The organism is Pseudomonas sp. PH1b, from assembly GCF_000633395.1.
In the GTDB taxonomy this organism is placed as follows: domain Bacteria; phylum Pseudomonadota; class Gammaproteobacteria; order Pseudomonadales; family Pseudomonadaceae; genus Aquipseudomonas.
Window position 1 is genome coordinate 391,314 of the sequence record NZ_AYMU01000020.1, and the last position, 23,992, is coordinate 415,305.

19 protein-coding genes are annotated in these 23,992 nt (G+C 62.9%); 11 read left to right on the top strand and 8 right to left on the bottom strand.

What is annotated here, in order from left to right; translation table 11 throughout:
* Positions 1-74 precede the first annotated feature (74 nt).
* Together U873_RS0126965 and U873_RS0126970 are read right to left on the bottom strand one after the other, a co-directional pair.
* Positions 75-782, bottom strand: a complete 708-nt coding sequence (locus U873_RS0126965) for a PolC-type DNA polymerase III (RefSeq protein WP_025131211.1) — start codon at positions 780-782, stop codon at positions 75-77.
* Entirely contained in the window at positions 779-2,713 is a 1,935-nt protein-coding gene (locus tag U873_RS0126970) for a putative nucleotidyltransferase substrate binding domain-containing protein (protein WP_305809503.1), read from the bottom strand. The genes U873_RS0126965 and U873_RS0126970 overlap by 4 nt, the downstream gene beginning before the upstream one ends.
* A 452-nt stretch (positions 2,714-3,165) precedes the next feature.
* Between U873_RS0126970 and U873_RS0126975 the strand changes: the two genes are divergently transcribed.
* The gene (locus U873_RS0126975) at positions 3,166-3,612 is read left to right on the top strand and encodes a response regulator (RefSeq protein ID WP_025131213.1); all 447 of its coding nucleotides are present in this window, start codon (positions 3,166-3,168) and stop codon (positions 3,610-3,612) included.
* Positions 3,613-3,748: 136 nt separating this feature from the next.
* Here the strand turns inward: U873_RS0126975 and U873_RS0126980 are convergent, their stop codons facing one another.
* Positions 3,749-5,926: a malate synthase G gene (locus tag U873_RS0126980; protein WP_025131214.1), complete on the bottom strand. Its 2,178-nt coding sequence runs from the start codon at positions 5,924-5,926 to the stop codon at positions 3,749-3,751.
* Between the two features lie 494 nt (positions 5,927-6,420).
* Here U873_RS0126980 and U873_RS0126985 point away from each other — a divergent pair, with 494 nt between their 5' ends.
* A complete protein-coding gene (locus U873_RS0126985) occupies positions 6,421-6,939 on the top strand; it encodes a glycine cleavage system protein R (protein ID WP_025131215.1) in 519 nt (172 codons plus the stop codon).
* A 225-nt stretch (positions 6,940-7,164) separates the two neighbouring features.
* On the opposite strand, the gene rarD is transcribed toward U873_RS0126985, so the two are convergent.
* The 5 genes from rarD to U873_RS0127010 all read right to left on the bottom strand — a co-directional run bounded on the left by rarD (position 7,165) and on the right by U873_RS0127010 (position 13,323).
* Positions 7,165-8,052 carry an EamA family transporter RarD gene (gene rarD / locus U873_RS0126990; protein WP_025131216.1) on the bottom strand — a complete coding sequence of 296 codons (888 nt, stop codon included), beginning with the start codon at positions 8,050-8,052 and terminating at the stop codon, positions 7,165-7,167.
* 422 nt (positions 8,053-8,474) lie between these two features.
* On the bottom strand, positions 8,475-9,449 hold the full coding sequence (locus U873_RS0126995) for a serine/threonine protein kinase (protein ID WP_025131217.1): 975 nt from the start codon (positions 9,447-9,449) through the stop codon (positions 8,475-8,477).
* A 169-nt stretch (positions 9,450-9,618) separates the two neighbouring features.
* The gene (locus U873_RS0127000; RefSeq protein ID WP_025131218.1) at positions 9,619-11,523 is read right to left on the bottom strand and encodes a PhoX family phosphatase; all 1,905 of its coding nucleotides are present in this window, start codon (positions 11,521-11,523) and stop codon (positions 9,619-9,621) included.
* 231 nt (positions 11,524-11,754) lie between these two features.
* Positions 11,755-12,519: a TOBE domain-containing protein gene (locus U873_RS0127005; RefSeq protein WP_025131219.1), complete on the bottom strand. Its 765-nt coding sequence runs from the start codon at positions 12,517-12,519 to the stop codon at positions 11,755-11,757.
* A gap of 63 nt (positions 12,520-12,582) precedes the next feature.
* Positions 12,583-13,323 (bottom strand): ComF family protein, encoded by a 741-nt coding sequence (locus tag U873_RS0127010; RefSeq protein ID WP_025131220.1) that lies wholly within the window; start codon positions 13,321-13,323, stop codon positions 12,583-12,585.
* A gap of 89 nt (positions 13,324-13,412) precedes the next feature.
* Between U873_RS0127010 and bioB the strand changes: the two genes are divergently transcribed.
* The 9 genes from bioB (at position 13,413) to U873_RS0127055 (ending at position 23,930) form a co-directional block, all read left to right on the top strand.
* Positions 13,413-14,468, top strand: coding sequence for a biotin synthase BioB (gene bioB, locus U873_RS0127015; RefSeq protein WP_025131221.1), 1,056 nt, complete (start codon positions 13,413-13,415; stop codon positions 14,466-14,468).
* A gap of 168 nt (positions 14,469-14,636) precedes the next feature.
* The gene (bioF, locus tag U873_RS0127020; RefSeq protein WP_025131222.1) at positions 14,637-15,815 is read left to right on the top strand and encodes an 8-amino-7-oxononanoate synthase; all 1,179 of its coding nucleotides are present in this window, start codon (positions 14,637-14,639) and stop codon (positions 15,813-15,815) included.
* Positions 15,808-16,539: an alpha/beta fold hydrolase gene (locus U873_RS0127025; RefSeq protein ID WP_025131223.1), complete on the top strand. Its 732-nt coding sequence runs from the start codon at positions 15,808-15,810 to the stop codon at positions 16,537-16,539. The genes bioF and U873_RS0127025 overlap by 8 nt, the downstream gene beginning before the upstream one ends.
* Entirely contained in the window at positions 16,532-17,344 is an 813-nt protein-coding gene (gene bioC, locus U873_RS0127030; protein ID WP_025131224.1) for a malonyl-ACP O-methyltransferase BioC, read from the top strand. Before U873_RS0127025 ends, bioC begins: the two co-directional genes overlap by 8 nt.
* The gene (bioD, locus tag U873_RS0127035; RefSeq protein WP_025131225.1) at positions 17,341-18,021 is read left to right on the top strand and encodes a dethiobiotin synthase; all 681 of its coding nucleotides are present in this window, start codon (positions 17,341-17,343) and stop codon (positions 18,019-18,021) included. Before bioC ends, bioD begins: the two co-directional genes overlap by 4 nt.
* Positions 18,022-18,128: 107 nt before the next feature.
* Positions 18,129-18,425 carry a hypothetical protein gene (locus tag U873_RS0127040; protein WP_025131226.1) on the top strand — a complete coding sequence of 99 codons (297 nt, stop codon included), beginning with the start codon at positions 18,129-18,131 and terminating at the stop codon, positions 18,423-18,425.
* A 297-nt stretch (positions 18,426-18,722) separates the two neighbouring features.
* The gene (locus U873_RS0127045) at positions 18,723-20,528 is read left to right on the top strand and encodes a phenylacyl-CoA dehydrogenase (RefSeq protein ID WP_025131227.1); all 1,806 of its coding nucleotides are present in this window, start codon (positions 18,723-18,725) and stop codon (positions 20,526-20,528) included.
* 221 nt (positions 20,529-20,749) lie between these two features.
* Positions 20,750-22,042, top strand: coding sequence for a GGDEF domain-containing protein (locus tag U873_RS0127050; RefSeq protein ID WP_025131228.1), 1,293 nt, complete (start codon positions 20,750-20,752; stop codon positions 22,040-22,042).
* 91 nt (positions 22,043-22,133) lie between these two features.
* Entirely contained in the window at positions 22,134-23,930 is a 1,797-nt protein-coding gene (locus U873_RS0127055; RefSeq protein WP_025131229.1) for an acyl-CoA dehydrogenase C-terminal domain-containing protein, read from the top strand.
* Positions 23,931-23,992: the final 62 nt, after the last annotated feature.

Here is a 23,992-nt window from a genome sequence, read left to right on the forward strand (position 1 = left end):
CGGCGCGCCGGGGCAGCGGTCGAGCGAGGGCGAGCAAGCGCCCTCGCCACAGGAGCTTGCGCCACAGCTGTGGGTCAGAACGAAGGTGCCTGCTGCCGACGTTTCCACTGGCCCAGGCGCTGCTGCAGGTTCAAGGGACTGTGGATCTGCTGTTGGCGCGCCCGATGGAACAGGATCAGCGCCAGCTCCGCCGTGGCCAGGGCGTCGGCCGCCGCGTGGTGCCGCTCCACCACCTGCAGCTTGAACCACTGGGTCCAGTCATCCAGCCCGGCTTCGCGGATATTGGCCTGGGGGCACAGCAAGGGCGCCATGTCCGCCACATCGAGGAAGTGGTGCTGCAGGCGATAGCCCAGGCTGTCCTTGAGTGCCCGGCCGAGCATGTGCTGGTCGAATGGGGCGTGAAAGGCCAGCAACGGGCTGTCGCCGACGAACTCCATGAAGTCCAGCAGGGCCTCCACCGGGTCGCAGCCGGCGGCGATGGCGCTGGGGCCCAGGCCATGGATCAGCACACTGGGGCTCAACTTGTGCCCCGCGCGCTGCAGAGTGCGTTCGAACTGCTGGCTGAAATCGATGGCGCCGTCCTCGATCACCACGGCGCCAATGGACAGCACCTGGTCACGGTTGAGGTTGAGGCCGGTGGTTTCCACATCCACCACCACCCAGCGCTGCTCGCGCAGGCTGCATTCGCTCAGTTCGGCATAGGCCGGCAGGCAGTCGCGGCGCAGTTGCTGTTGCGTGGTCAGGGCGCTGACCGCAGGACGGAGCCAGGCAAACAGGCTCATAGCTGGTACCGCAGGGCCAGGCTGCTTTGCAGGCGCTGGGCCTGGCGCAGGGATTCTCGCAGGATGCGCCGGTCCAGGTGGTTGAGGCTGTCGGGATCGACCCGATTGGAATAGGGCTGGTTCTCCCGGGTCTGGCGCTGGTGCTGTTGCATGCGGGTCTGCTGGATGAAGTGGTAGGCCTCTTCATAGGCGGCGCCGTCCAGGGGCTCGATGACCTGCCTGGAAACCAGCTGGCGCAGGCGCTCCAGGGTATTGATCGCGCCGATGCCGTTGGCCAGGGCCAGCAGCCGGGCGCCGTCGACAAAGGGCGTGAGGCCCTGGACCTTGAGGTCAAGGGTGGCTTTCTCGCCGTTCTTCCTGGCCAGGACGAACTCGCGGAAACGCCCCACGGGCGGGCGCTGGCGCAGGGCATTTTCCGCCATCATGCGTTGGAACAGGCGGTTGTCCGCGACCTGGTCGAGGATGCCCCGGCGCAATTGCTCGGTGCTTTGTTCGTCGCCCCAGACCACCCGCAGGTCGAAGTAGATGCTCGACCCCAGCAGGTTCTCCGGGGTCGCCTCGCGGATGAAGGCGGCAAAGCGTCGGGCCCATTCGGCACGGGACAGACACAGCTCGGGGTTGCCGGCCATGATGTTGCCCTTGCACAGGGTGAAGCCGCACAGCGCCAGGCTCTGGTTGATCTGTTGCGCCAGGGGCAGCAGCTTGCCGCGGACCTCTGCGGCGTGGGCCGCGTCTCGGGCCTCGAACAGGATGCCGTTGTCCTGGTCGGTGTGCAGGGTCTGTTCGCGCCGGCCTTCACTGCCGAAGCACAGCCAGGTGAAGGGCACGCCGGGGTCGCCCTTGTCGGCCAGGGTCAGTTCGATCACCCGGCACACGGTGTGGTCGTTGAGCAGGGTGATGATGTGGGTGATCTGGGTCGACGAAGCGCCGTGGGCCAGCATGCGCTCCACCAACTGGCCGATCTCGCCCCGCAGGGCCACCAGGTGTTCGACCCGTGGCGCATTGCGGATAGTGCGCGCCAGGTGCACCAGGTCGACCCGTTGCAAGGAAAAAAGATCGCGTTCGGACACCACGCCGCACAGGCGCTGTTCCTTGACCAGGCAGACGTGGGCGATGTGTCGCTCGGTCATGGCGATGGCGGCGTCGAAGGCGCTGTGGTCGGGGCTGAGGAAGAACGGCGCCTGGGTCATGTGCCGCTCGATCGGCTGGTTGAGGTCCTGGGTGCCGTCGGCCACCACCTGGCGTAGATCGCGCAGGGTGAAGATGCCCAGGGGCGCCTTGCGTTCGTCCACCACCACGATGCTGCCCACTTGCTGCTCGTGCATCTGCGCCACGGCTTCACGCAGGGGAGTCTGCGGGCTGCAGGCCACCGGGTGGCGCATGGCCAATTCACCGAGGCGGGTGTTCAGCGAGTATTGGGTGCCGAGGGTTTCCACGGCCTTCTGCTTGACCTGCTGGTTGACCTGATCCAGCAGGCTACTGACACCGCGCAGGGCAAAGTCGCGAAATTCCGCAGACAGGGCGAACAGCTTGATGAAGGCGCCCTTGTTCAGTTGCAGGCAGAAGGTGTCTTCGGCGGCCCGGTGCTCGGTGCGGGTCGCTCGCTCTCCGAGCAGCGCGGCCAGGGGAAAGCACTCGCCGGTGGTGATTTCGAAGGTGGTTTCGGTGCTGCCCTTGGCGGCGTGGGTGCGTTCGCCCACCACACGGCCCTGCTTGACGATGTAGAAGTGCTCAACCGGTCCGTCGGCAGGCTTGATGATGCTGTCGCCCGGACCGTAGAAACGCAGTTGGCATTGTTCCACCAGATAGGCCAGGTGCAGGTTCTCCATCTGGTTGAAGGGCGGGAACCGCTGCAGGAACTGAACGGTCCCTTGAATGTTCTGCAACACCGCGGTCTTCCCGGCCTGGATGAAGGCGTCCGTTTTATTCATAACGATTACCGCAGTCTTTTTGGATTTGTTGTGGTCGTATCGCAGCCATGGTCGGTCCCCCTGCCTGGGGTGCCCATTGGACGTAAGTCTAGGTCCACGGGTTAAACGCTCGGGGCCCCGAGCGTGGGGTGTTGAAAACAGCCCGGGAGGCGAGTTTGAGCGACAGGCAGAGGGGGGATTTGCCGGTCGCGGACGGGTTTCCGGCATTCTTCGCCAACGTGGATGGGCCACGACCCTGCTGGCTGTTACCGCCATGGATTGGCGTGTCTTGCCTGATGATGCCCGGCCAGTTTGCGCAGCGCGGCCATTTGGCTTTGAACCGCCTGCGATCAATGCAAAAAAGCTCTGATCAAGACTCTTGGAAATTTTTCCGACGAAGTGCACATTGGAGGCCTGCTTAGCGATGTCTGACCACTGTGCTAGGGGATTGAACTGTTCATGTAGAGAAATGTATGCCCGACCACGATATTTTGAGTGATGCCGAGCGCGAGGCGCTGAGTGCGGTCATGCTGGAGCCCGATCTACCAGCCCAGCGGGTATTGATCGCTGATGACGACAAGGATGCACGGGAGTTGCTGGCGGAGATTCTCGGCCTGGATGGTATCCGTTGCATCACGGCCGCCAGTGGCAAGGCTGCACTTGAATTACTCGAATCGAACAAGTCCATCGGCCTGCTGATCACCGATCTGCGCATGGCCCCCTGCAGCGGCCTGGACCTGATCCGCCAGGTGCGCGAATCGGAACGGGCAGCGTTGCCGATCATCATCATTTCCGGCGATGCCGATGTGCGTGACGCCATCGCCGCCATGCACCTGAGCGTGGTGGATTTCCTGCTCAAGCCCATCGATACCAGCAAGCTGCTGGCGCTGGTGAAACACGAATTGGGCGTGGTCCTGTAGCCGCCTTCAGTGTGGCGAGGGAGCCGGGTGGGGCTGTTCTTGAGCCGGGCGGGAGCCTGTGAGCCCTGGGCTGGAGGGGACAAACCGCAAGAAAAAAGCCCCGGTCACTGGACCGGGGCTTTTTTAGTGGCGCAGGTTACAGGCCGTTCTTGGCCTTGAACTCGCGACGACGACGGTGCAGCACCGGCTCGGTGTATCCGTTGGGCTGCTGGGTGCCCTCGATCACCAGTTCGACCGCCGCCTGGAAGGCGATGTTGCTGTCGAAGTTCGGTGCCAGCGGACGGTACAGCGCGTCGCCGGCGTTCTGCCGGTCAACCACCGGGGCCATGCGCTTGAGGCTTTCCATCACCTGGGCCTCGGTGACGATGCCGTGGCGCAGCCAGTTGGCGATGTGCTGGCTGGAAATGCGCAGGGTCGCGCGGTCTTCCATCAGGCCGACATCGTTGATGTCCGGCACTTTCGAGCAACCCACGCCCTGGTCGATCCAGCGCACCACGTAGCCGAGAATGCCCTGGGCGTTGTTGTCCAGTTCGTTCTTGATCTGCTCTGCCGACCAGTCCGGGTTGACGGCCAGGGGGATGGTCAGGATGTCGTCCACCGAAGCGCGGGGGCGCTTGGCCAGTTCGGCCTGGCGGGCGAACACGTCGACCTTGTGGTAGTGCAGTACGTGCAGGGCTGCTGCGGTCGGCGACGGTACCCAGGCGGTGTTGGCGCCGGCCAATGGGTGAGCGATCTTCTGCTCGAGCATGGCGGCCATCAGGTCCGGCATGGCCCACATGCCCTTGCCGATCTGGGCGCGGCCTTGCAGGCCGGTGGCCAGGCCGATGTCGACGTTCCAGTTCTCGTAGGCGCCGATCCACTTCTCGGCCTTCATGTCGGCCTTGCGCACCATCGGGCCGGCCTCCATGGAGGTGTGGATCTCGTCGCCGGTGCGATCGAGGAAGCCGGTGTTGATGAACACCACGCGCTCGCTGGCCGCCTTGATGCAGGCCTTGAGGTTGACCGTGGTGCGGCGCTCCTCGTCCATGATCCCGACTTTAAGGGTGTTGCGTGGCAGGTTCAGCACCTCTTCGATGCGACCGAACAGCTCGTTGGTGAACGCCGCTTCTTCAGGGCCGTGCATCTTCGGCTTGACGATGTACACCGAACCGGTGCGGCTGTTCCTGCGCGAGGTGCTGCCGTTGAGGTTGTGGATCGCCGCGAGGCTGGTGACCAGGCCATCGAGGATGCCTTCCGGCACTTCGTTGCCGTTTTTGTCGAGGATCGCGTCGTTGGTCATCAGGTGACCAACGTTGCGCACGAACAGCAAAGAGCGGCCGTGCAGCTTCACCGGCGAACCGTCGACGCCGGTGTATTCGCGGTCGGCGTTCATGGTGCGGGTGAAGGACTTGCCACCCTTGGACACTTCTTCCGCCAGGTCGCCTTTCATCAGGCCGAGCCAGTTGCGGTAGATCACCACCTTGTCATCGGCATCGACTGCGGCGACCGAGTCTTCGCAGTCCATGATGGTGGTCAGGGCCGCTTCCATCAGCAGGTCCTTGACCCCGGCTGCATCGGTCTGGCCGACCGGGCTCTGGGCGTCGATCTGGATCTCGAAGTGCAGGCCGTTGTGCTTGAGCAGGATCGCGGTCGGGGCCGCGGCGTCGCCCTGGTAGCCGATCAGCTGGGCATCGTCGCGCAGGCCGCTGTTGGTGCCGCCCTTGAGGCCGACCACCAGCTTGCCGGCGACGATCTTGTAGCTCACCGAGCCAACGTGGGAACCGGCGGCCAGCGGCGCGGACTCATCGAGGAAGGCGCGGGCGAAGGCGATGACCTTGTCGCCGCGAACCTTGTTGTAGCCTTTGCCTTTTTCCGCGCCATCGGCTTCGCTGATCGCGTCGGTGCCGTACAGCGCATCGTACAGCGAGCCCCAGCGGGCGTTGGAAGCGTTGAGGGCGAAGCGCGCATTCATCACCGGCACCACCAGCTGCGGGCCGGCCATGCGGGCAATTTCTTCGTCGACGTTCTGGGTGGTGGCCTGGAAGTCCGCGGCTTCTGGCAGCAGGTAGCCGATGTCTTGGAGGAAAGCTTTGTAGGCCACGGCGTCATGGGCCTGGCCGGCGCGGGACTGGTGCCAGGCATCGATCCGCGCCTGGAAATCATCGCGTTTGGCGAGTAGGGCTTTGTTCTTCGGTGCCAGGTCGTGAATGACCTTGTCGGCTCCGGCCCAGAACGCGTCGGCGGTGAGGCCGGTACCGGGAATGGCTTCGTTGTTCACGAAGTCGAACAGGACTCTGGCGACCTGCAGGCCACCGACTTGAACGTGTTCAGTCATTGCTTGCCTCACTCTGCTCAGCTATTTCGCTTTTCAGCTCTTCAAATTAACAATGAAGCCGGCGGCCATTTAAAGCACAACCCTGTTCACCAGTACATGCCATTGCGGGCGGCTGGGTCCTTCCAATCAACGGCGGAGCCTTGCTGATGGGCGTTGCGGGGGTTGCGGTCAGGCCTTGGCGGACATCGTTCCAACGTTATGTAGTGCGCGCTGCGGCATACTACATGATGAACTGCGGTTGTGAAAATCAGACTAAATACGTCGTTCCGCGACTCGGGAAAGCAGTGCGGTCACGCTGGGGAACGTGATGTTCTCAAAAAACCGGTGGATTGTTCCATATAAATACAAAAAGTTGTACACGATTTGTGTTTTACCTCCCTGGCTGAGGTTTTTCCCGGAAGAAGCCGGCTCTGCAGGCCAGTATCCGCAGGACCAGGGCGCGAAGGGCGAGGCTGCCTATAATTGCTCTTCCACCATAAATAGAGGGCTGCGCCATGGACCATCTCGTTCTCACGGTATTCGCCCCGGACAAGGCCGGACAAGTCGAGCGCATTGCCCAGTGCATTGCCGAGCATGGCGGCAACTGGCTGGAAAGTCGCCTGTCGCGCATGGCCGGGCAGTTCGCCGGTATCTTGCGAGTCGGGGTGCCCGCCGAAGCCTACGATGAGCTGGTGGATGCCCTGCAGGGGCTCTCGGCCCAAGGGATCCGGGTGCTGATTGCCGAAAGCGGTATCGAACAGTCCTGTACCTGGAAACCCATCGCCATGGAGCTGGTGGGCAATGATCGCCCGGGAATCGTGCGCGATATCACCCGGTTGCTGGCGGAGCAGGGGGTCAACCTGGAACGCCTGGTCACCGAAGTGCGTCCGGCACCCATGAGCAGCGAACCGCTGTTTCATGCCGAGGCGATTCTGGCAGTGCCCCTCACCCTGTCCCTGGAAGTGCTGCAATCGCGGCTGGAAACCCTGGCGGATGATTTGATGGTAGAGCTGGTATTGCGCAGCGACGCCTGATTCCCGCCTTGCGGGTTATCCCGTTAAACCGTGCATGTGCCTGTGGATAACCTGTAGAGACCCCGCGCCAGCCCACGGCTGTCGGGGGTTACCGGCAACTGATCAAAAAACCGGCAGTTTCAAGGGCTTGTGCACAAATGGCGGGGATCAGGTTGTGGATAACCTTGGGAAGAACGGCTGCAGGCCATGAAAGACATGGCCTGTAGAGGGTTGTACGTTTATTGATCAGCGGCGACCGCGCAGGCTGAACCAGGCATCGACGCTGTATACCGCAAGACCCGCCCAGATGAACATGAAGGCCAGCAGGGTGCTGGACGACAGGTGCTCGCCGAACAGCAGCACTGCCTGGAGCAATACCAGGGTCGGCGCCAGGTATTGGAGGAAGCCCAGAGTGGTATAGGGCAGGTCGCGGGCGGCAGCATTGAAGCACACCAGGGGGATCAGGGTGATCGGGCCGGCGGCCACCAGCCACCAGGCTTCGGACGAACTCCAGAATGCGGCATGGGCGCTGCTGGCCTCCGGGTGCAGCAGCAGCCAACCCAGGGCGATGGGCACCAGCATCCAGGTTTCCACCACCAGGCCGGGCAAGGCCTTGACCGGAGCCTGTTTGCGGATCAGCCCATAGAAGCCGAAGCTCAGCGCCAGCATCAGCGAGACCCAGGGCAGGCTACCCACTTGCCACACCTGCTGGGCCACACCGACTGCTGCCAGGATCACCGCCAGCCACTGCATGCGCCGCAGGCGTTCGCCAAGAATCAGCATGCCCAGCAGCACGTTGACCAGCGGATTGATGTAGTAACCCAGGCTGGCCTCAAGCATGCGCCCGTTGTTCACCGACCAGACGTAGGTCAGCCAGTTGGCGGCGATCAGGGTGCCGCTCAAGGCCAGGATTGCCAGGCGCTTGGGGTTGTCCCGCAGTTCGCGCCACCAGCCCGGGTGTTTCCAGACCGTCAGCAGCAGGGCTCCGAACAGCGCCGACCAGAGCACCCGATGGACGATGATCTCCACGGCAGGCACGCTGGCGATGGCTTTGAAGTAGATCGGAAACAGACCCCAGATGATGTAGGCGGTCAGGCCCAGGATGTACCCGCGGCGCGGGTTGGCGGCTTGCATGCAGAGTCCTTGCTTAGGCAGCTAACAAAGACGGGATTGTAAGGACAAATGTCTAGACCTGTCCTGACTTTCGCGCAGCCAGTTTCTGTGGGGGGCGGCGTGTGAGGGAGGGTGATCTTTCGGGCCTCTTCGCTGGCAAGCCAGCTCCTACGGTTGGCGCTATTGGGAGGCGGGTTTCTGTGGGGGCGGCGTGTGGGGGAGGGTGATCTTTCGGACCTCTTCGCTGGCAAGCCAGCTCCTACGGTTGGCGCTATTGGGAGGTGGGTTTCTGTGGGGGCGGCGTGTGGGGGAGGGTGATCTTTCGGGCCTCTTCGCTGGCAAGCCAGCTCCTACGGTTGGCGCTATTGGGAGGCGGGTTTCTGTAGGAGCCGGCTTGCCGGCGAAGGCGATCTCGCGGGCTTCTTCGTCGCCCGCGCATGGATTCAGAACAGTTTGAGCGGCTCTTCGTTGAGGGCTGCCAGTTGCTCGCGCAAGGCCAGCACCTGATCGCCCCAGTAACGTTCGCTGCCAAACCAGGAGAAGCTGCGGGGGAACGCCGGATCGTCCCAGCGCCGGGCCAGCCAGGCACTGTAGTGCATCAGGCGCAGGGCTCTGAGGGGTTCGATCAGGGCCAGTTCGCGCGGGTCGAAGTCGTGGAACTCGCTGTAGCCATCCATCAACTCGGACAGTTGGCTGAGGCATTCCTGGCGGTCGCCGGCGAGCATCATCCACAGGTCCTGTACGGCCGGCCCCATGCGGCAGTCATCCAGGTCGACGATATGGAACATTTCGTCGCGGCACATCATGTTGCCGGGGTGGCAATCGCCGTGCATGCGGATGTTCTGATGCGCGGTGGCCTGGTAGACCTCCTCCACGCGCTTGAGCAGGTCGCGGGCCACCGATTCGTAGGCCGGCAGCAGGCTCTTGGGAACGAAGTTGCCCTCCAGCAGGGTTGCCAGGGAGTCGTGGCCGAAGTTCTGCACTCCCAGGGCTTCACGATGCTCGAATGGGCGGGTGGCGCCCACAGCATGCAGGCGGCCCAGCAACTGACCGAGGCGATAGAGCTGGTCCAGGTTGCCCGGTTCGGGGGCCCGGCCGCCACGGCGGGGAAACAGGGCGAAGCGAAAGCCCGCGTGCTCGAACAGGCTGGCGCCTTCATGAATGATCGGCGCCACCACGGGCACGTCGCATTCGGCGAGTTCAAAGGTGAAGCGGTGCTCTTCGAGAATGGCGTCGTTGGTCCAGCGCTGTGGCCGGTAGAACTTGGCAATCAACGGTTCGCTTTCGTCGATGCCCACCTGATAGACGCGATTTTCGTAACTGTTGAGCGCCAGGACTCGAGCGTCGCTGAGAAAGCCGATGCTTTCCACGGCGTCGAGAACCAGGTCGGGGGTCAGTGTTTCAAACGGGTGCGACATGCTTACTCCTGCGCGCAGCAGGCTGCCGCGTCCGGCCAAGCATGGTAGCGCAGACCGGCAGGCAAAGGGGGAGGGTTTACCGGGTACGCCGAGGTTCTCGGGCAGGGCTTTTGCCAACCGGCCGGCCCCGGCATTGGAAATGCAGAAGCCGGCTTGGCGAGGATGGCGGTCAGGCGCCGATGATGCCCCCGTCTTCCCGGGTGATGGCCATCACCGAGGAGCGCGGCTTGCCGTTGGGCAGGTGTTCGGGGAAGGTCGAACCGCCGTTTTCCCCCGGGTGCTGGATGCCCACGAACAGGGTCTTCTGGTCCGGGGCGAAGGCGATCCCGGTGACTTCGCAACCGACCGGGCCGACCATGAAGCGGCGGATCTCGCCGCTGTCCGGGTCGGCGCAGAGCATCTGGTTGTTGCCCATGCCGGCGAAGTCGCCGCTGTTGCTGTAGTCGCCGTCGGTGAGAATCCACAGGCGCCCGGCCTTGTCGAAACCCAGGCCGTCGGGACTGTTGAACATGTTCTGCGGGTTGATGTTGGACGAGCCGCCCTTGGGCTGGCCGGCATGCACGCTGGGGTTGCCGGCGACCACGAACAGGTCCCAGGAGAAACTCATCGCCCCATGATCATCGCCGCCGGTGCGCCAGCGCAGGATCTGCCCGTAGACGTTCTTCTCCCGCGGGTTGGGGCCGCCCACCGGTTGGCCGTCTTCACCGCGCTTGGAATTGTTGGTCAGGGTGCAATAGACCTGGCCGTCCTTGGGGCTGACCACGATCCATTCCGGACGGTCCATGCGTGTGGCTTGGACCACGCTGGCAGCCAGGCGGGCCTGGATCAGCACCTGGGCCTGGTCGGCGAACCCGCTGCTGGCGTCGATGCCGTTCTTGCCGTGGCTCAACTCGATCCACTGGCCCTGGCCCTTGGGGTGGTCCGGGTTGCTGTCGCCGGCGTCGAAGCGCGCCACATACAGGGTGCCGTGATCCAGCAGGTCGCGGTTGGCCTTGGGATTGCGGTGGTTGATCTTGTCGCGGCTGATGAACTTGTAGATAAATTCACCACGCTCGTCGTCGCCCATGTAGACCACGGCGCGACCGTCGCGGGTTTCGGCCAGGGCGGCGTTCTCGTGCTTGAAGCGGCCCAGGGCGGTGCGCTTGACCGGGGTCGATTGCGGGTCGAACGGATCGATTTCCACCACCCAGCCGTGACGGTTGAGTTCGTTGGGGTTCTTCGCCAGGTCGAAGCGCGGGTCGTGGGGGTGCCAGTTGATCTCCTTGCTGGCAACCACTGCGCCGTAACGCTTCTGCGCGGCGTCGAACTTCTGCTCGGCGTTGCTGCTGCCGAAGCAGTCGGTGAAGTTCTCTTCGCAGGTCAGGTAGGTGCCCCAGGGGGTCTTGCCGTTAGCGCAATTCTGGAAAGTGCCGAGGACTTTCTTGCCCTTGGGATCGGCGGCGGTCTGCAGCAGTGCGTGGCCGGCGGCCGGGCCGCTCAGGCGGATCGGCGTGTTGCCGTGGATGCGCCGGTTGTAGCGCGAGCCCTGGACGAATTGCCACTGGCCGTTCTTGCGTTGCACTTCGATTACCGACACGCCTTCAGAGGCCAGGGCCTTGCGCACGTCCGCGGCGGATTGCGGCTGGCCGCCGTGGGGATAGAGGTAGCGGTAGTTGGTGTATTCGTTGTTGATCGCCATCAGCGCACGGTGCCTGTCGTCCGGAAAGGCGAACAGGCTCATGCCGTCGTTGTTGTCGCCGAACTGCACTTCCTGAGCCTGGGCGGTGCCGTTGCCGCTCGGGTCGAAGGCCGGGCCGTTCTTTTGCAGGGGCTGGCCCCAACTGATCAGCACCGAGGACTTGTAGCCCGGTGGCAGGGTGATGCTGTCGCTGGTGGCTGCGGCAATCCCGGCAAATCCCAGCAACTGGCTGTTACCGGCGCTGACACCGGCGGCCAGGGCGCTGCGGCTCAGCAGGCTACCGCCGAGAAACAGGGCGGCGCCGCACAGGGCGCCGGCACCGATGAAGCCTCGGCGGCTGAGGCCGACCATCTGTTCCAGGTCGGTGGGTTGGTCTTCTTCTAGTAACAGGCTCATATCAGGCTCCCTGCGGGTTTTTGCAGCCACCTTAATGAGCGCCTATGACGAATAGGTTGCAGTCAGACGTCGCCGCCGGGGCGAATGCCCTGCCTTCGCTGTGGGCGACATCAACCGCTGGCGTACTGGCCAGGCGAGCCTCGGGTGATAGTCGGCAAGCACGGCCGCGGTTGCCTGCTGACGCCCATTGCAGAGTCTTTCTGGCCGCACCAGGTACGCTGCAGGCCTTGCTTAGAGCGGGGTGCCGAGGAGTACGTGGGAGGGCGAGAACTGCACCTGGACCGGGTGTTTCTCGGCCAATTGCAGGGTCTTGAGTTGCAGCGGCTCGGCCAGGGCACAGAGCGTCTGGCCGTTGGGCAGGGTGATCCGCACCTCGCAGGGACCGTCTTCGGCGTCGAGAATCTGCTCGATCGTTCCGCTGAGACAATTGTGTCCAGTTGTTACCGGGGCGCCGACTGCCTGAACATCCAGCCAGCCGGCCTTGATCAGCGCCACCACTTCGGTACCGGGCAGCAGCTCCAGGCGCTGGGTGCTGTCGTGGGTGATCTGGGCGTTGAGCACCAGCCCCTCGGGCAACTCCAGGCTGATCAGGTCGTTGCAGCCTTGCGCTGCGATCATCCGGACCTTGCCATGCAGCTGGTTGCGGGCGCTGGTGCGCAGCATCAGGCGGCCCAGCAGATCGAGGTCGCTGGCGTCTTCCGCGGCTTCCAGCACCTGGGCCTGCAGCACCTGCAAGCGCTGATAGAGGCGCAGCACACGCTGGCCCTCGACAGAAAGCTTGGCGCCACCGCCGCCCTTGCCGCCGACACTGCGTTCCACCAGCGGGCTCTGGGCCAGGTTGTTCAATTCGTCGATGGCATCCCAGGCCGCCTTGTAGCTGAGGCCGGCACTTTTGGCCGCCCGGGTGATAGAGCCCTGTTCGGCAATGTGCTGCAACAGGGCGATACGCTGCGGGCGGCGGACGATGTGCTGGGTCAACAGGGTGGGCAAGGACATGGCGGGAGGCTTCGAGCACGGAAGATGGATTGGGAGTTTGCGGCTTGAGCGACGAGAGTCAAGTCAGGTGGAGGGACCGGGCCTTGGGGTCCGGGCCAGGCAGTACACGTCCACCCGCTGGGCTCCGGCGTCAAGCAGCAAGCGGGCCAGGGCCTGGGCAGTGGCGCCGGTGGTCAACACATCGTCCACCAGGGCCAGATGGCGGCCGGCGACAGGTGCATGAGCGGCCAGGGCGAACGCCTGGCGCAGGTTGCGATGACGGGCCCTGGCATCCAGTCCCTGTTGTGCCGGGGTGCCCTGGATACGCTTGAGCAACTGGGCATCTACCCTCAGCTGCAGTTGACTGCCGAGCCAATGGGCGAGCATGCCCGCCTGGTTGAATCCACGTTGGCGCAGGCGACGGCGGGACAGCGGTACCGGCAACAGCAGGTCCGGGCGAGGCAGGTCCTCATCGAAGCGATATTGCAGCAATTGCCCGAGAAGTTCGCTCATCAGCCGGCCATAGGGCCATTTCTCCTGATGCTTGAAACGACTGATCAGGCTGTCCATCGGGAAGTCGTAGCGCCAGGGCACTATGACCCGCTGAAAAGCCGGAGGCCGCTGCAGGCACTGGCCGCAGACCATTCCGGCTGCGGGCAGTGGCAGGGCACAGATCGAGCACTGGGCGCCGAGCCAAGGCAGGTCGTCCAGGCAGGGGCTGCACAGGGCCAGCGCCGAATCGCTGGGCTCATCGCACAGCAAACATGTTTGTATGTTTTTTGACCAGATGTAAACCGGTCCTTTGTATTCTGGTTGACAGCGCATGACGCTTCCTTAAATATGCCGAACATCCGTGTCGCGGGTGGGGCTTTCCTGCCCCCCGCCGCCTGCCCAGCATAATCAAGGAATCGCCCATGAGCGCCAGCACCACCGCTACCCTGCGTCATGACTGGACTTTGGCTGAAGTCAAAGCCCTGTTCGTCCAGCCGTTCAATGACCTGCTGTTCCAGGCGCAAACGGTGCACCGCGCGCATTTCGATGCCAATCGGGTCCAGGTTTCCACCCTGCTGTCGATCAAGACCGGCGCCTGCCCGGAAGATTGCAAATATTGTCCGCAGTCCGGTCACTACAACACCGGCCTGGAGAAGGAAAAGCTCCTCGAAGTCCAGAAAGTCCTGGAAGAGGCTGCCCGGGCCAAGGCCATTGGTTCCACGCGTTTCTGCATGGGCGCTGCCTGGAAGCATCCGTCCGCCAAGGACATGCCCTACGTGCTGGAGATGGTCAAGGGCGTGAAAGCCCTGGGCCTGGAAACCTGCATGACCCTGGGGCGCCTGGATCAGGAGCAGACCGAATCCCTGGCCAGGGCTGGCCTGGATTACTACAACCACAACCTCGACACCTCGCCGGAGTTCTACGGCAACATCATTACCACCCGTACCTACAGCGAGCGCCTGCAGACCCTGGCCTACGTGCGCGATGCCGGCATGAAAATCTGCTCCGGCGGCATTCTCGGTATGGGCGAGTCCCTCGATGACCGCGCCAACCTGCTGATCCAGCTGGCCAATCTGCCGGAGCATCCGGAGTCGGTGCCGATCAACATGCTGGTGAAGGTCGCCGGTACGCCATTGGAAAACGCCGATGACGTGGACCCGTTCGACTTCATCCGCATGCTCGCGGTGGCGCGCATCCTTATGCCACAGTCCCACGTACGGCTGTCCGCCGGCCGCGAGGCTATGAACGAGCAGATGCAGGCCCTGGCGTTCTTTGCCGGTGCCAACTCGATTTTCTACGGCGACAAACTGCTGACCACCGCCAACCCCCAGGCCGACAAGGACATGCAGTTGTTCGCGCGATTGGGCATCGCCCCGCAAGCCCGGGAAGAACATGCCGATGAAGTGCACCAGGCGGCCATCGAACAGGCCCTGGTGGAGCAGAAAAGCAGCGAGCAGTTCTACAACGCTGCAGTCTGAGCGGCCGCTCGCCTGTAGTCGCTGCCGTCGACTGCGACCGGTTGGACGCCGCTGTGTTGCGCCGCCTGCCGCCGCCCCGTTGGGCTGGCAAGGCTGGTGGCGCAGAGGCCCGACCTGTCGCAGTGACGGGCAGTTGCTACAGATCATTTCCTGATCATCGAGGCCTGCATGTCTTTTGATCTCGCCGCGCGCCTTGCTGCCCGCCGTGCCGAACATCTCTATCGCCAGCGTCCGCTGCTTGAAAGCCCTCAGGGGCCGCAAGTGCTGGTCGATGGCCAGCCGTTGCTGGCTTTCTGCAACAACGATTACCTGGGCCTGGCCAACCACCCACAGGTGATTGAGGCCTGGCGCGCCGGTGCCAGTCGCTGGGGCGTGGGCGGTGGGGCTTCTCACCTGGTGATTGGCCATAGCGCTGCGCATCATGCGCTGGAAGAGGCCCTGGCCGAATTCACCGGGCGTCCTCGTGCGCTGTTGTTCACCACCGGCTACATGGCCAACCTCGGTGCGGTCACCGCATTGGTGGGCCAGGGCGACACGGTGCTGGAGGATCGCCTCAACCATGCGTCGCTGCTGGATGCCGGGCTGCTTTCCGGTGCGCGCTTCAATCGCTACCTGCACAACGACGCGGCGAGCCTGGCCAAGCGCCTGGAAAAGGCTTGCGGCAATACCCTGGTGGTCACCGACGGCGTGTTCAGCATGGATGGCGACGTTGCCGACCTGCCGGCCCTGGCCCGGGAAGCCCAGGCCAAGGGTGCCTGGCTGATGGTGGACGACGCCCATGGCTTCGGGCCTCTGGGCGCCAATGGCGGAGGATTGGTCGAGCATTTTGGCCTGGGCCTGGAGGAAGTTCCGGTGCTGGTGGGCACCCTGGGCAAGGCTTTTGGCACCGCCGGTGCGTTTGTCGCGGGCAGCGACGACCTGATCGAGAGTTTGATCCAGTTCGCCCGGCCTTACATCTACACCACCAGTCAGCCACCGGCCCAGGCTTGCGCCACCCTGAAAAGCCTGGAGTTGCTGCGCAGCGAGCACTGGCGGCGTGCGCACTTGGCGAGCCTGATCGGTCAATTCCGCCGGGGTGCCGAGCAGATTGGCCTGGAGCTGATGGACAGCTTTACCCCGATCCAGCCCATCATGATCGGCGACAGCGCCCGGGCCGTGCGCCTGTCGCAGATGCTGCGCTCACGGGGGACCCTGGTCACGGCGATCCGTCCACCCACCGTGCCGGCCGGCAGTGCGCGGTTGCGGGTGACCCTGTCCGCGGCCCACAGCGAAGCTCAGGTCCAGCTATTGTTAAACGCGTTGGCAGAGTGTTTCAGTGAACTGCAAGCGGGGCCGAGCCATGCGTGATCGACTGATTCTGTTGCCTGGCTGGGGGCTGGGGGTGTCACCTCTGGAGCCCTTGGCCGCAGCGTTGCAAGGCCTGGACGAGCATTTGCGGGTAGAGATCGAGCCGCTGCCGGAGCTGGCGTCCAGCGATCCGCAGGAGTGGCTGGATGAGCTCGACGCAGCCTTGCCGGACAACGCCTGGCTCGGCGGCTGGTCCCTCGGAGGCATGCTTGCCTCGGAGCTGGCGGCGCGGCGCGGCGAGCGTTGCTGCGGCTTGCTGACCTTGGCCAGCAACCCCAGCTTTGTCGCCCACGAGCACTGGTCCAGTGCCATGTCTGCGGACATCTTCGACGGCTTCCTGGCCGGTTGCGCTGCCGATCCTCGCACGACCCTCAAGCGTTTTTCCCTGCTCTGTGCCCAGGGCGCCGCCGACCCGCGGGGCCTGTCGCGACTCTTGCTGGGTGGGGCTCCGGTCACCTCGCCGGCGGTGCTGATGGCGGGCTTGGAGTTGCTCGCGCAACTGGACACGCGGGACGCCCTGCAAGGGTTTCGCGGACCGCAGTTGCATCTGTTCGCCGGGCTGGATGGCTTGGTTCCTGCCGAAGCCGCGGGTGAATTGCTGGCATTGCTGCCGGATATAGAAGTTGGTCTGATTGAACAGGCCAGCCACGGGTTTCTTCTGGAGGACCCCCACGGAGTGGCGGGGGCGATCCAGGTTTTCTTGCATGAGTCTGGTGATGACTGACCTGTCTGTTCCTGCCTTTCCCGGCAACTTGCCTGACAAGCGTCAGGTCGCGGCTTCGTTTTCCCGTGCGGCGGCCAGCTATGACAGTGTTGCCGATCTGCAGCGCGCGGTCGGCCAGCAGTTGCTGGACCGTTTACCTGAAGGTTGGACGCCCGCTCGCTGGCTGGATCTGGGGTGTGGCACTGGGCATTTCAGTCGGGTGCTCGGAGCGTGCTTCCCTGATAGCCAGGGACTGGCGGTGGATATTGCCCAGGGCATGCTGGCTCACGCCAGGCCTCTGGGGGGCGCCGAGCATTTCATTGCTGGGGATGCCGAGCGCCTGCCCCTGCAAACAGACAGCTGTGGACTGATCTTTTCCAGCCTGGCGGTGCAATGGTGCGCCGATTTCACGGCGGTGCTCAGCGAGGCACGGCGCGTGTTGAAGCCAGGTGGTGTCCTGGCGTTCGCCAGCCTGTGCGTCGGCACCCTGCATGAGCTGCGTGAGAGCTGGGGCCAGGTCGACGGCCAGGTGCACGTCAATCGCTTTCGTGAGTTCGAACGCTACCGGCAACTCTGTGACGCCAGCGGCTTGCAAGTGCGTAGCCTGGAGAAGGTTCCCCATGTCCTGCATTATCCGGATGTACGTAGTCTGACCCATGAATTGAAAGCCCTGGGCGCGCACAATCTGAATCCCGGGCGCCCGGGCGGCTTGACAGGGCGGGCGCGGATCGCCGGGCTTATCGAGGCCTATGAGGGGTTTCGTCAGGCCGAGGGATTGCCCGCTACATACCAAGTGGTCTATGCCGTGTTGGAGAAACCGCTATGAGCCCTGCCTATTTCATCACCGGTACTGACACCGATGTCGGCAAGACCACCATTGCCGCAGGCTTGTTGTACGCAGCCCGGCTGGCCGGGTTGAGCACTGCGGCGGGCAAGCCGGTGGCATCCGGCTGCGAACCGAGCCCCCAGGGCTTGCGCAACGCCGATGCGCTGGCGCTGCTGGCACAGTCGTCATTGTCATTGAGTTATCAGGAGGTCAATCCGATTGCCTTCGAACCGGCGATTGCTCCGCACCTGGCTGCGCGGGAGGCCGGGGTGGCGCTGACGGTGCAGTCGCTGCTGACGCCCATGCGCCAGATCCTGGCCAAGGGTGCAGATTTCACCCTGATCGAAGGGGCGGGGGGCTGGCGAGTGCCCTTGGCCGATCAGGACAACCTGTCGGACCTGGCCATGGCCCTGGGCCTGCCGGTGATCCTGGTGGTGGGGGTGCGCCTGGGGTGCATCAACCATGCCTTGCTCACCGCCGAGGCCATTGCCCAGGACGGTCTGCAACTGGCAGGTTGGGTGGCCAATATCATCGATCCTAAGACCTCTCGTCTGGAAGAAAACCTTGCGACCCTGGCCGAACGATTGCCAGCACCGTGCCTGGGAAGAGTGCCGAAGCTCAAGGCTGCTGGAGCCGAGGCGGTAGCGGAGCACTTGCAGTTGGACCTGCTGGACTAGATTTTGCCTATGACAAGGCATATTGCCATTAGTGTTTTTGACGGGCGTTTTCTTGACAGGTCTGCTTCAATTACCCTCGTCACTCATTCTCAAGGTCGAGACCTCCCATGGAAATCTCCGGGAACAACGCTTTCTACGCCGGACTGAACGCGATTCAGACCGGGCAGAATCGTGTCGATCAAGCCGCTGGCCAGATCGCCAGCACGGCCGTTGAGCGCTCCGCCGGCAGCCAGTCATCAGAACTCCAGGTGAATCGCCTGCGTGGCGTGGATCGCAGCCAGGAATCAGACCTGGCCAGCAGCATGGTGGAAATGTCCATGGGCAAGATCCAGGCTGAGTTGGGCGTCAAGGTGGCCAAGGCATCTGACGAAGTCCTCGGTACCCTGATCGATACCTACGCCTGATACCCCTCCTTCTCTGGCCCGATTTCCTGATGGAAAGCGGGCCTGCTGCATGCTTTTACTTTCTATAACACCTTAATTCCGCTCGATAGCTGAACGCCGCCAGGTCGCCTCCTACACTTTCACGGCAAGTGCTGTGGGCGTTCGGCTGCGCGTGCATTTGTGCCTCGGTGACGAAAGGCGTTTGCACGATGCTTGACAAGATTTGGGCGTAAACGTATGTTTCAAACAACTGTTTGACCGCTATAAAAATTCAACGCGGTTGTTCATTCCCGGTTACATCAGCAGAGGTTTATCGCTATGCCTGACTACAAGGCCCCCTTGCGTGATATTCGCTTCGTACGTGACGAGCTGCTCGGTTATGAGGCGCACTATCAGAGCCTCCCGGCTTGCCAGGACGCCACTCCAGACATGGTTGACGCCATTCTCGAGGAAGGTGCGAAGTTTTGTGAGCAGGTGCTGGCTCCGCTGAACCGTGTGGGCGACCTGGAAGGTTGCACCTGGAGTGAAACCGGCGTTAAGACCCCGACCGGCTTCAAGGAAGCCTACAAGCAGTTCGTCGAAGGTGGCTGGCCAAGCCTGGCCCATGACGTCGAGCATGGCGGTCAGGGCCTGCCTGAATCCCTGGGCCTGGCGGTCAGTGAAATGGTCGGCGAAGCCAACTGGTCGTGGGGCATGTACCCGGGCCTGTCCCATGGCGCGATGAACACCATCTCCGAACACGGCACGCCTGAGCAGCAAGAGGCTTACCTGACCAAGCTGGTATCCGGTGAATGGACCGGCACCATGTGCCTGACCGAGCCGCACTGCGGTACCGACCTGGGCATGCTGCGCACCAAGGCCGAACCTCAGGCTGATGGTTCCTACAAAGTCACCGGCACCAAGATCTTCATCTCCGCCGGTGAACACGACATGGCCGACAACATCGTCCATATCGTCCTGGCTCGCCTGCCGGATGCGCCGGCTGGCACCAAAGGTATCTCGCTGTTCATCGTGCCCAAGTTCCTGCCTAACGCCGATGGCTCTGTTGGCCAGCGCAACGCAGTGAGCTGCGGTTCCCTGGAACACAAGATGGGTATCCACGGCAACGCCACCTGCGTGATGAACTTCGACGCGGCCACCGGTTTCCTCATCGGCCCGGCGAACAAGGGCCTGAACTGCATGTTCACCTTCATGAACACTGCTCGTCTGGGTACTGCCCTGCAGGGCCTGGCCCACGCCGAGATCGGTTTCCAGGGCGGCCTGAAATACGCTCGTGATCGCCTGCAGATGCGCTCCCTGACTGGCCCGAAAGCGCCGGACAAGGCCGCTGACCCGATCATCGTGCACCCTGATGTACGTCGCATGCTGCTGACCATGAAGGCGTTCGCCGAAGGCAACCGGGCCATGGTCTACTTCACTGCCAAGCAGGTCGACATCGTCAAGTACGGTGTGGACGAGGAAGAGAAGAAAAAGGCCGACGCCCTGCTGGCGTTCATGACTCCGATCGCCAAGGCGTTCATGACCGAAGTCGGCTTCGAATCCGCCAACCACGGTGTGCAGATCTACGGTGGCCATGGTTTCATCGCCGAGTGGGGCATGGAGCAGAACGTTCGCGACAGCCGCATCTCGATGTTGTACGAAGGCACCACCGGCATCCAGGCCCTGGACCTGCTGGGCCGTAAAGTACTGATGACTCAAGGCGAGGCCCTCAAAGGCTTCACCAAGATCGTCCACAAGTTCTGCCAGAACAACGAAGGCAACGAAGCGGTCAAAGAGTTCGTCGCACCGCTGGCAGCACTGAACAAGGAATGGGGCGAACTGACCATGAAAGTGGGCATGGCCGCCATGAAGGACCGTGAAGAAGTCGGTGCTGCTTCGGTGGATTACCTGATGTATTCCGGTTATGCCTGCCTGGCCTACTTCTGGGCTGACATGGCGCGTCTGGCGGCTGAGAAGCTGGCAGCCGGCACCACCGAGGAAGCCTTCTACACCGCCAAGCTGCAGACTGCGCGTTTCTACTTCCAGCGCATCCTGCCGCGGACCCGCACTCACGTTGCAACCATGCTGTCGGGTGCCAACAACCTGATGGACATGAAAGAAGAAGACTTCGGCCTGGCTTACTAAGCCTTAGCGGATGTCATGCAAAAAGCCGCTGGCCCCTCGGGGCCAGCGGCTTTTTTGTAGCTGCAGAATCTTGGTGAAAATTCCCGACTAAATCGCTAAGCAGATACGATTGCCTGCCGTTAAAGAGATGGCAATGTGATGTCTGTCACACTGCATGTGCTTAACTTCTGCAAATAGAGGCACAATGCCATCTATTGGTCAGCCGGGTCGGAGTTTTACCCTTGCCGCGTTCTTCCGCTGTACGTTTCAGTCATTTTCTACCGTCTTTACTGCTTTTGCTTGCTGGGCTGGCGGCCGCCTACGTCAAGGACCTCAACGTCTTCTTCACTTCACTGTTCAACGTGCTGCCAACCCTGGTGCTGTTGCTCGGTGGAGCCTATTGCGCGGTGTACCGTCGCCAGCGCGAACTGTTCCTCATGGTCACGGTGTACATCGCCTACTTCCTGCTGGACACCCAGACCGACTTCTACCGGGATAACGGTAGGGTCCGCGAGGATGCGGCGGTGGTGTTCCACCTCTGCTGCCTATTGCTGCCTTTGCTGTTCGGCCTGTTCGCCGCCTGGCAGGAGCGCACTCACCTGTTCCAGGACATGGTGGCGCGTTTCGCCGTGTTGCTGGCCTTTGGCAGTGTGGCCCTGGGGCTTGAGCAGAGTTACCCACAGGCGTTGCTGAACTGGCTGGCGGAAATTCGCTGGCCAGCCCTGCACGGCAGCTGGATGAGCCTGATCCAGTTGTCCTATCCGGTGTTCTTTGCTGCCTTCCTGCTGTTGGCCATCCAGTACTGGCGCAGCCCGCGGCCGTTGCACGCCGCGCAGTTGGTGGGGCTGCTCGGGCTGTTCTGGATGCTGCCCAAGACCTTCATCCTGCCGTTCACCCTGAACATCATGTGCAGCCAGGTGATGCTGATGATCGCCGCAGCGGTCGCTCACGAGGCGTACCAGATGGCGTTCCGTGACGAGTTGACCGGCTTGCCTGGGCGCCGAGCCCTGAATGAGCGCATGCAGCGGTTGGGCCGCAACTATGTGCTGGCCATGACTGACGTCGATCACTTCAAGAAATTCAACGACACCCATGGCCATGACGTGGGTGACCAGGTGCTGCGCCTGGTGGCCAGCAAACTCTCGAAAGTCACCGGTGGCGGTCGGGCCTATCGCTACGGTGGGGAAGAGTTCGCGGTGGTGTTTGCCGGCAAGAGCATGGACGAGTGCATGCCGCACCTGGAGATGATTCGCGAGGTCATCGCCACCTACAACATTCAACTGCGCAACCAGGACAACCGTCCTCAGGACGATCAGCAAGGCCGACAGCGGCGCGGGGTTGCTGCGGCTTCCAGTGTTTCGGTCACCATCAGCATCGGGGTTGCCGAGCGCCTGATGGAGCACCGTACGCCCGAGGAGGTACTCAAGGCCGCCGACCAGGCGCTCTACAGCGCCAAGGGCGCAGGGCGTAACTGTGTGGTGGCATTCGGACAGAACCGTCGCGGCGCAGTGCGCATGGATACGGCTGCGGGTTGAGTGATGATGGCGCATTCAGCGCCTGCACAGTCATTGGCAGGTCGAGGGCGGCAGCAGTAGGTTGATTTGATCTGCTGCCGGAGGAATCACCATGCCCGAGTATCAAGCCCCCCTGCGCGACATGCGCTTTCTGATCGACCACGTCTTTGACTTCCATGCCGGTTACGCGGCCCTTGGGGCTACCGATGCCAGCCCGGACATGGTCAGCGCGATCCTCGAGGAAGGGGCCAGGTTCTGTGAAAACGTCCTGGCCCCGCTGAACCGCTCCGGTGATGAGGAGGGCTGTCATTTCGACAATGGCGTGGTGACCACCCCCAGGGGGTTCAAGGAAGCCTTCGCCCAATATGTGGAGGGCGGCTGGCATGGGCTGGCCGCCGACCCCGCATACGGCGGCCAGGGGTTGCCTCACTCGCTGGGGCTGGTGATCAGCGAGATGGTGGGGTCCAGCAACACTTCCTGGGGCATGTACCCGGGGCTGACCCACGGCGCCATGTCGGCGATTCATGCCCATGGCACCCGCGAGCAGAAACAGTTGTACCTGAACAAGCTCACCGCCGGGCAATGGACCGGCACCATGTGCTTGACCGAGGCCCATTGCGGCACTGACCTTGGCATCATCAAGACCCGCGCCGTGCCTCAGGCCGATGGCAGCTATGCGCTGTCCGGCAGCAAGATCTTCATCTCTGCCGGTGAGCACGACCTGAGTGAAAACATCATTCACCTGGTCCTGGCCAAGCTGCCGGATGCACCGGCCGGGACCAAGGGCATTTCGCTGTTCATCGTGCCCAAGTTCCTGCCAGACGCGACGGGGGAAGTGGGCGAGCGCAATGGGGTGAGCTGCGGCTCCATTGAGCACAAGATGGGGATCAAGGCGTCAGCCACCTGCGTGCTGAACTTCGATGGCGCCCAGGGCTTCCTGATCGGCGAGGCCAACAAAGGCCTGAACTGCATGTTCACCATGATGAACCACGCACGCCTGGGCACCGGAATGCAGGGGTTGTGCCTGGGCGAAACGAGCTTCCAGGGGGCGATCAAATATGCCAACGAGCGCTTGCAGATGCGCGCCCTGACAGGCCCCAAGGCCCCGGAAAAGACCGCGGACCCGATCATCGTCCACCCCGACGTGCGACGCATGCTGCTGACCATGAAGGCCTTCAACGAGGGCAACCGGGCCTTGGCCTATTTCACCGCCCAGTTGCTGGACGTGGCCCATTTGAGTGATGACCCGGCGCAGCGTCAGGAGGCGGATAACCTGCTGGCATTCCTCACCCCGATCTGCAAGGCGTTCATGACCGAGACCGGGTTGGAAGTCACCAACCATGGCATGCAGGTGTTTGGCGGCCACGGCTTCATCCGCGAGTGGGGCATGGAGCAGTTGGTACGTGATTGCCGCATTGCCCCCATCTATGAGGGCACCAATGGCATCCAGGCCCTGGATCTGCTGGGGCGCAAGGTGCTGGGCAGCCAGGGCAAGCTGCTGCTGGGCTTCACCAGAATCGTGCACAAGTTTTGCGTGGCCAACGCCGAGCATCCGCAGCTTGTGGGCTATATCGCGCAACTTGACGGCTTGAACCGCCAGTGGGGCGAATTGACCACCAAGGTGGGCATGGCGGCGATGAAGAACCCGGATGAAGTGGGGGCTGCCGCCCTGGATTATCTGATGTACAGCGGCTACATCATCCTGGCCTATCTTTGGTTGCGTATGGCCCTGGTGGCTCAGCAGCAGTTGGAGTCCGAGCAGGGTGATGGAGACTTCGCCAAGGCCAAGCTGGCCACCTGCGAGTTCTACTTCAAGCGCTTGCTGCCCCGCACCGGCGCTCATCTGGCGGCGATTGAGTCTGGCAGTGATTGCTTGATGAAGCTGCCGGCCCAGTTGTTCGCGCTGTGACCTTGAGCTGCCCTGAATAAAGCCTGCTGCTGCGGGCTTTATCCTGCTGGCATTTGTCGATG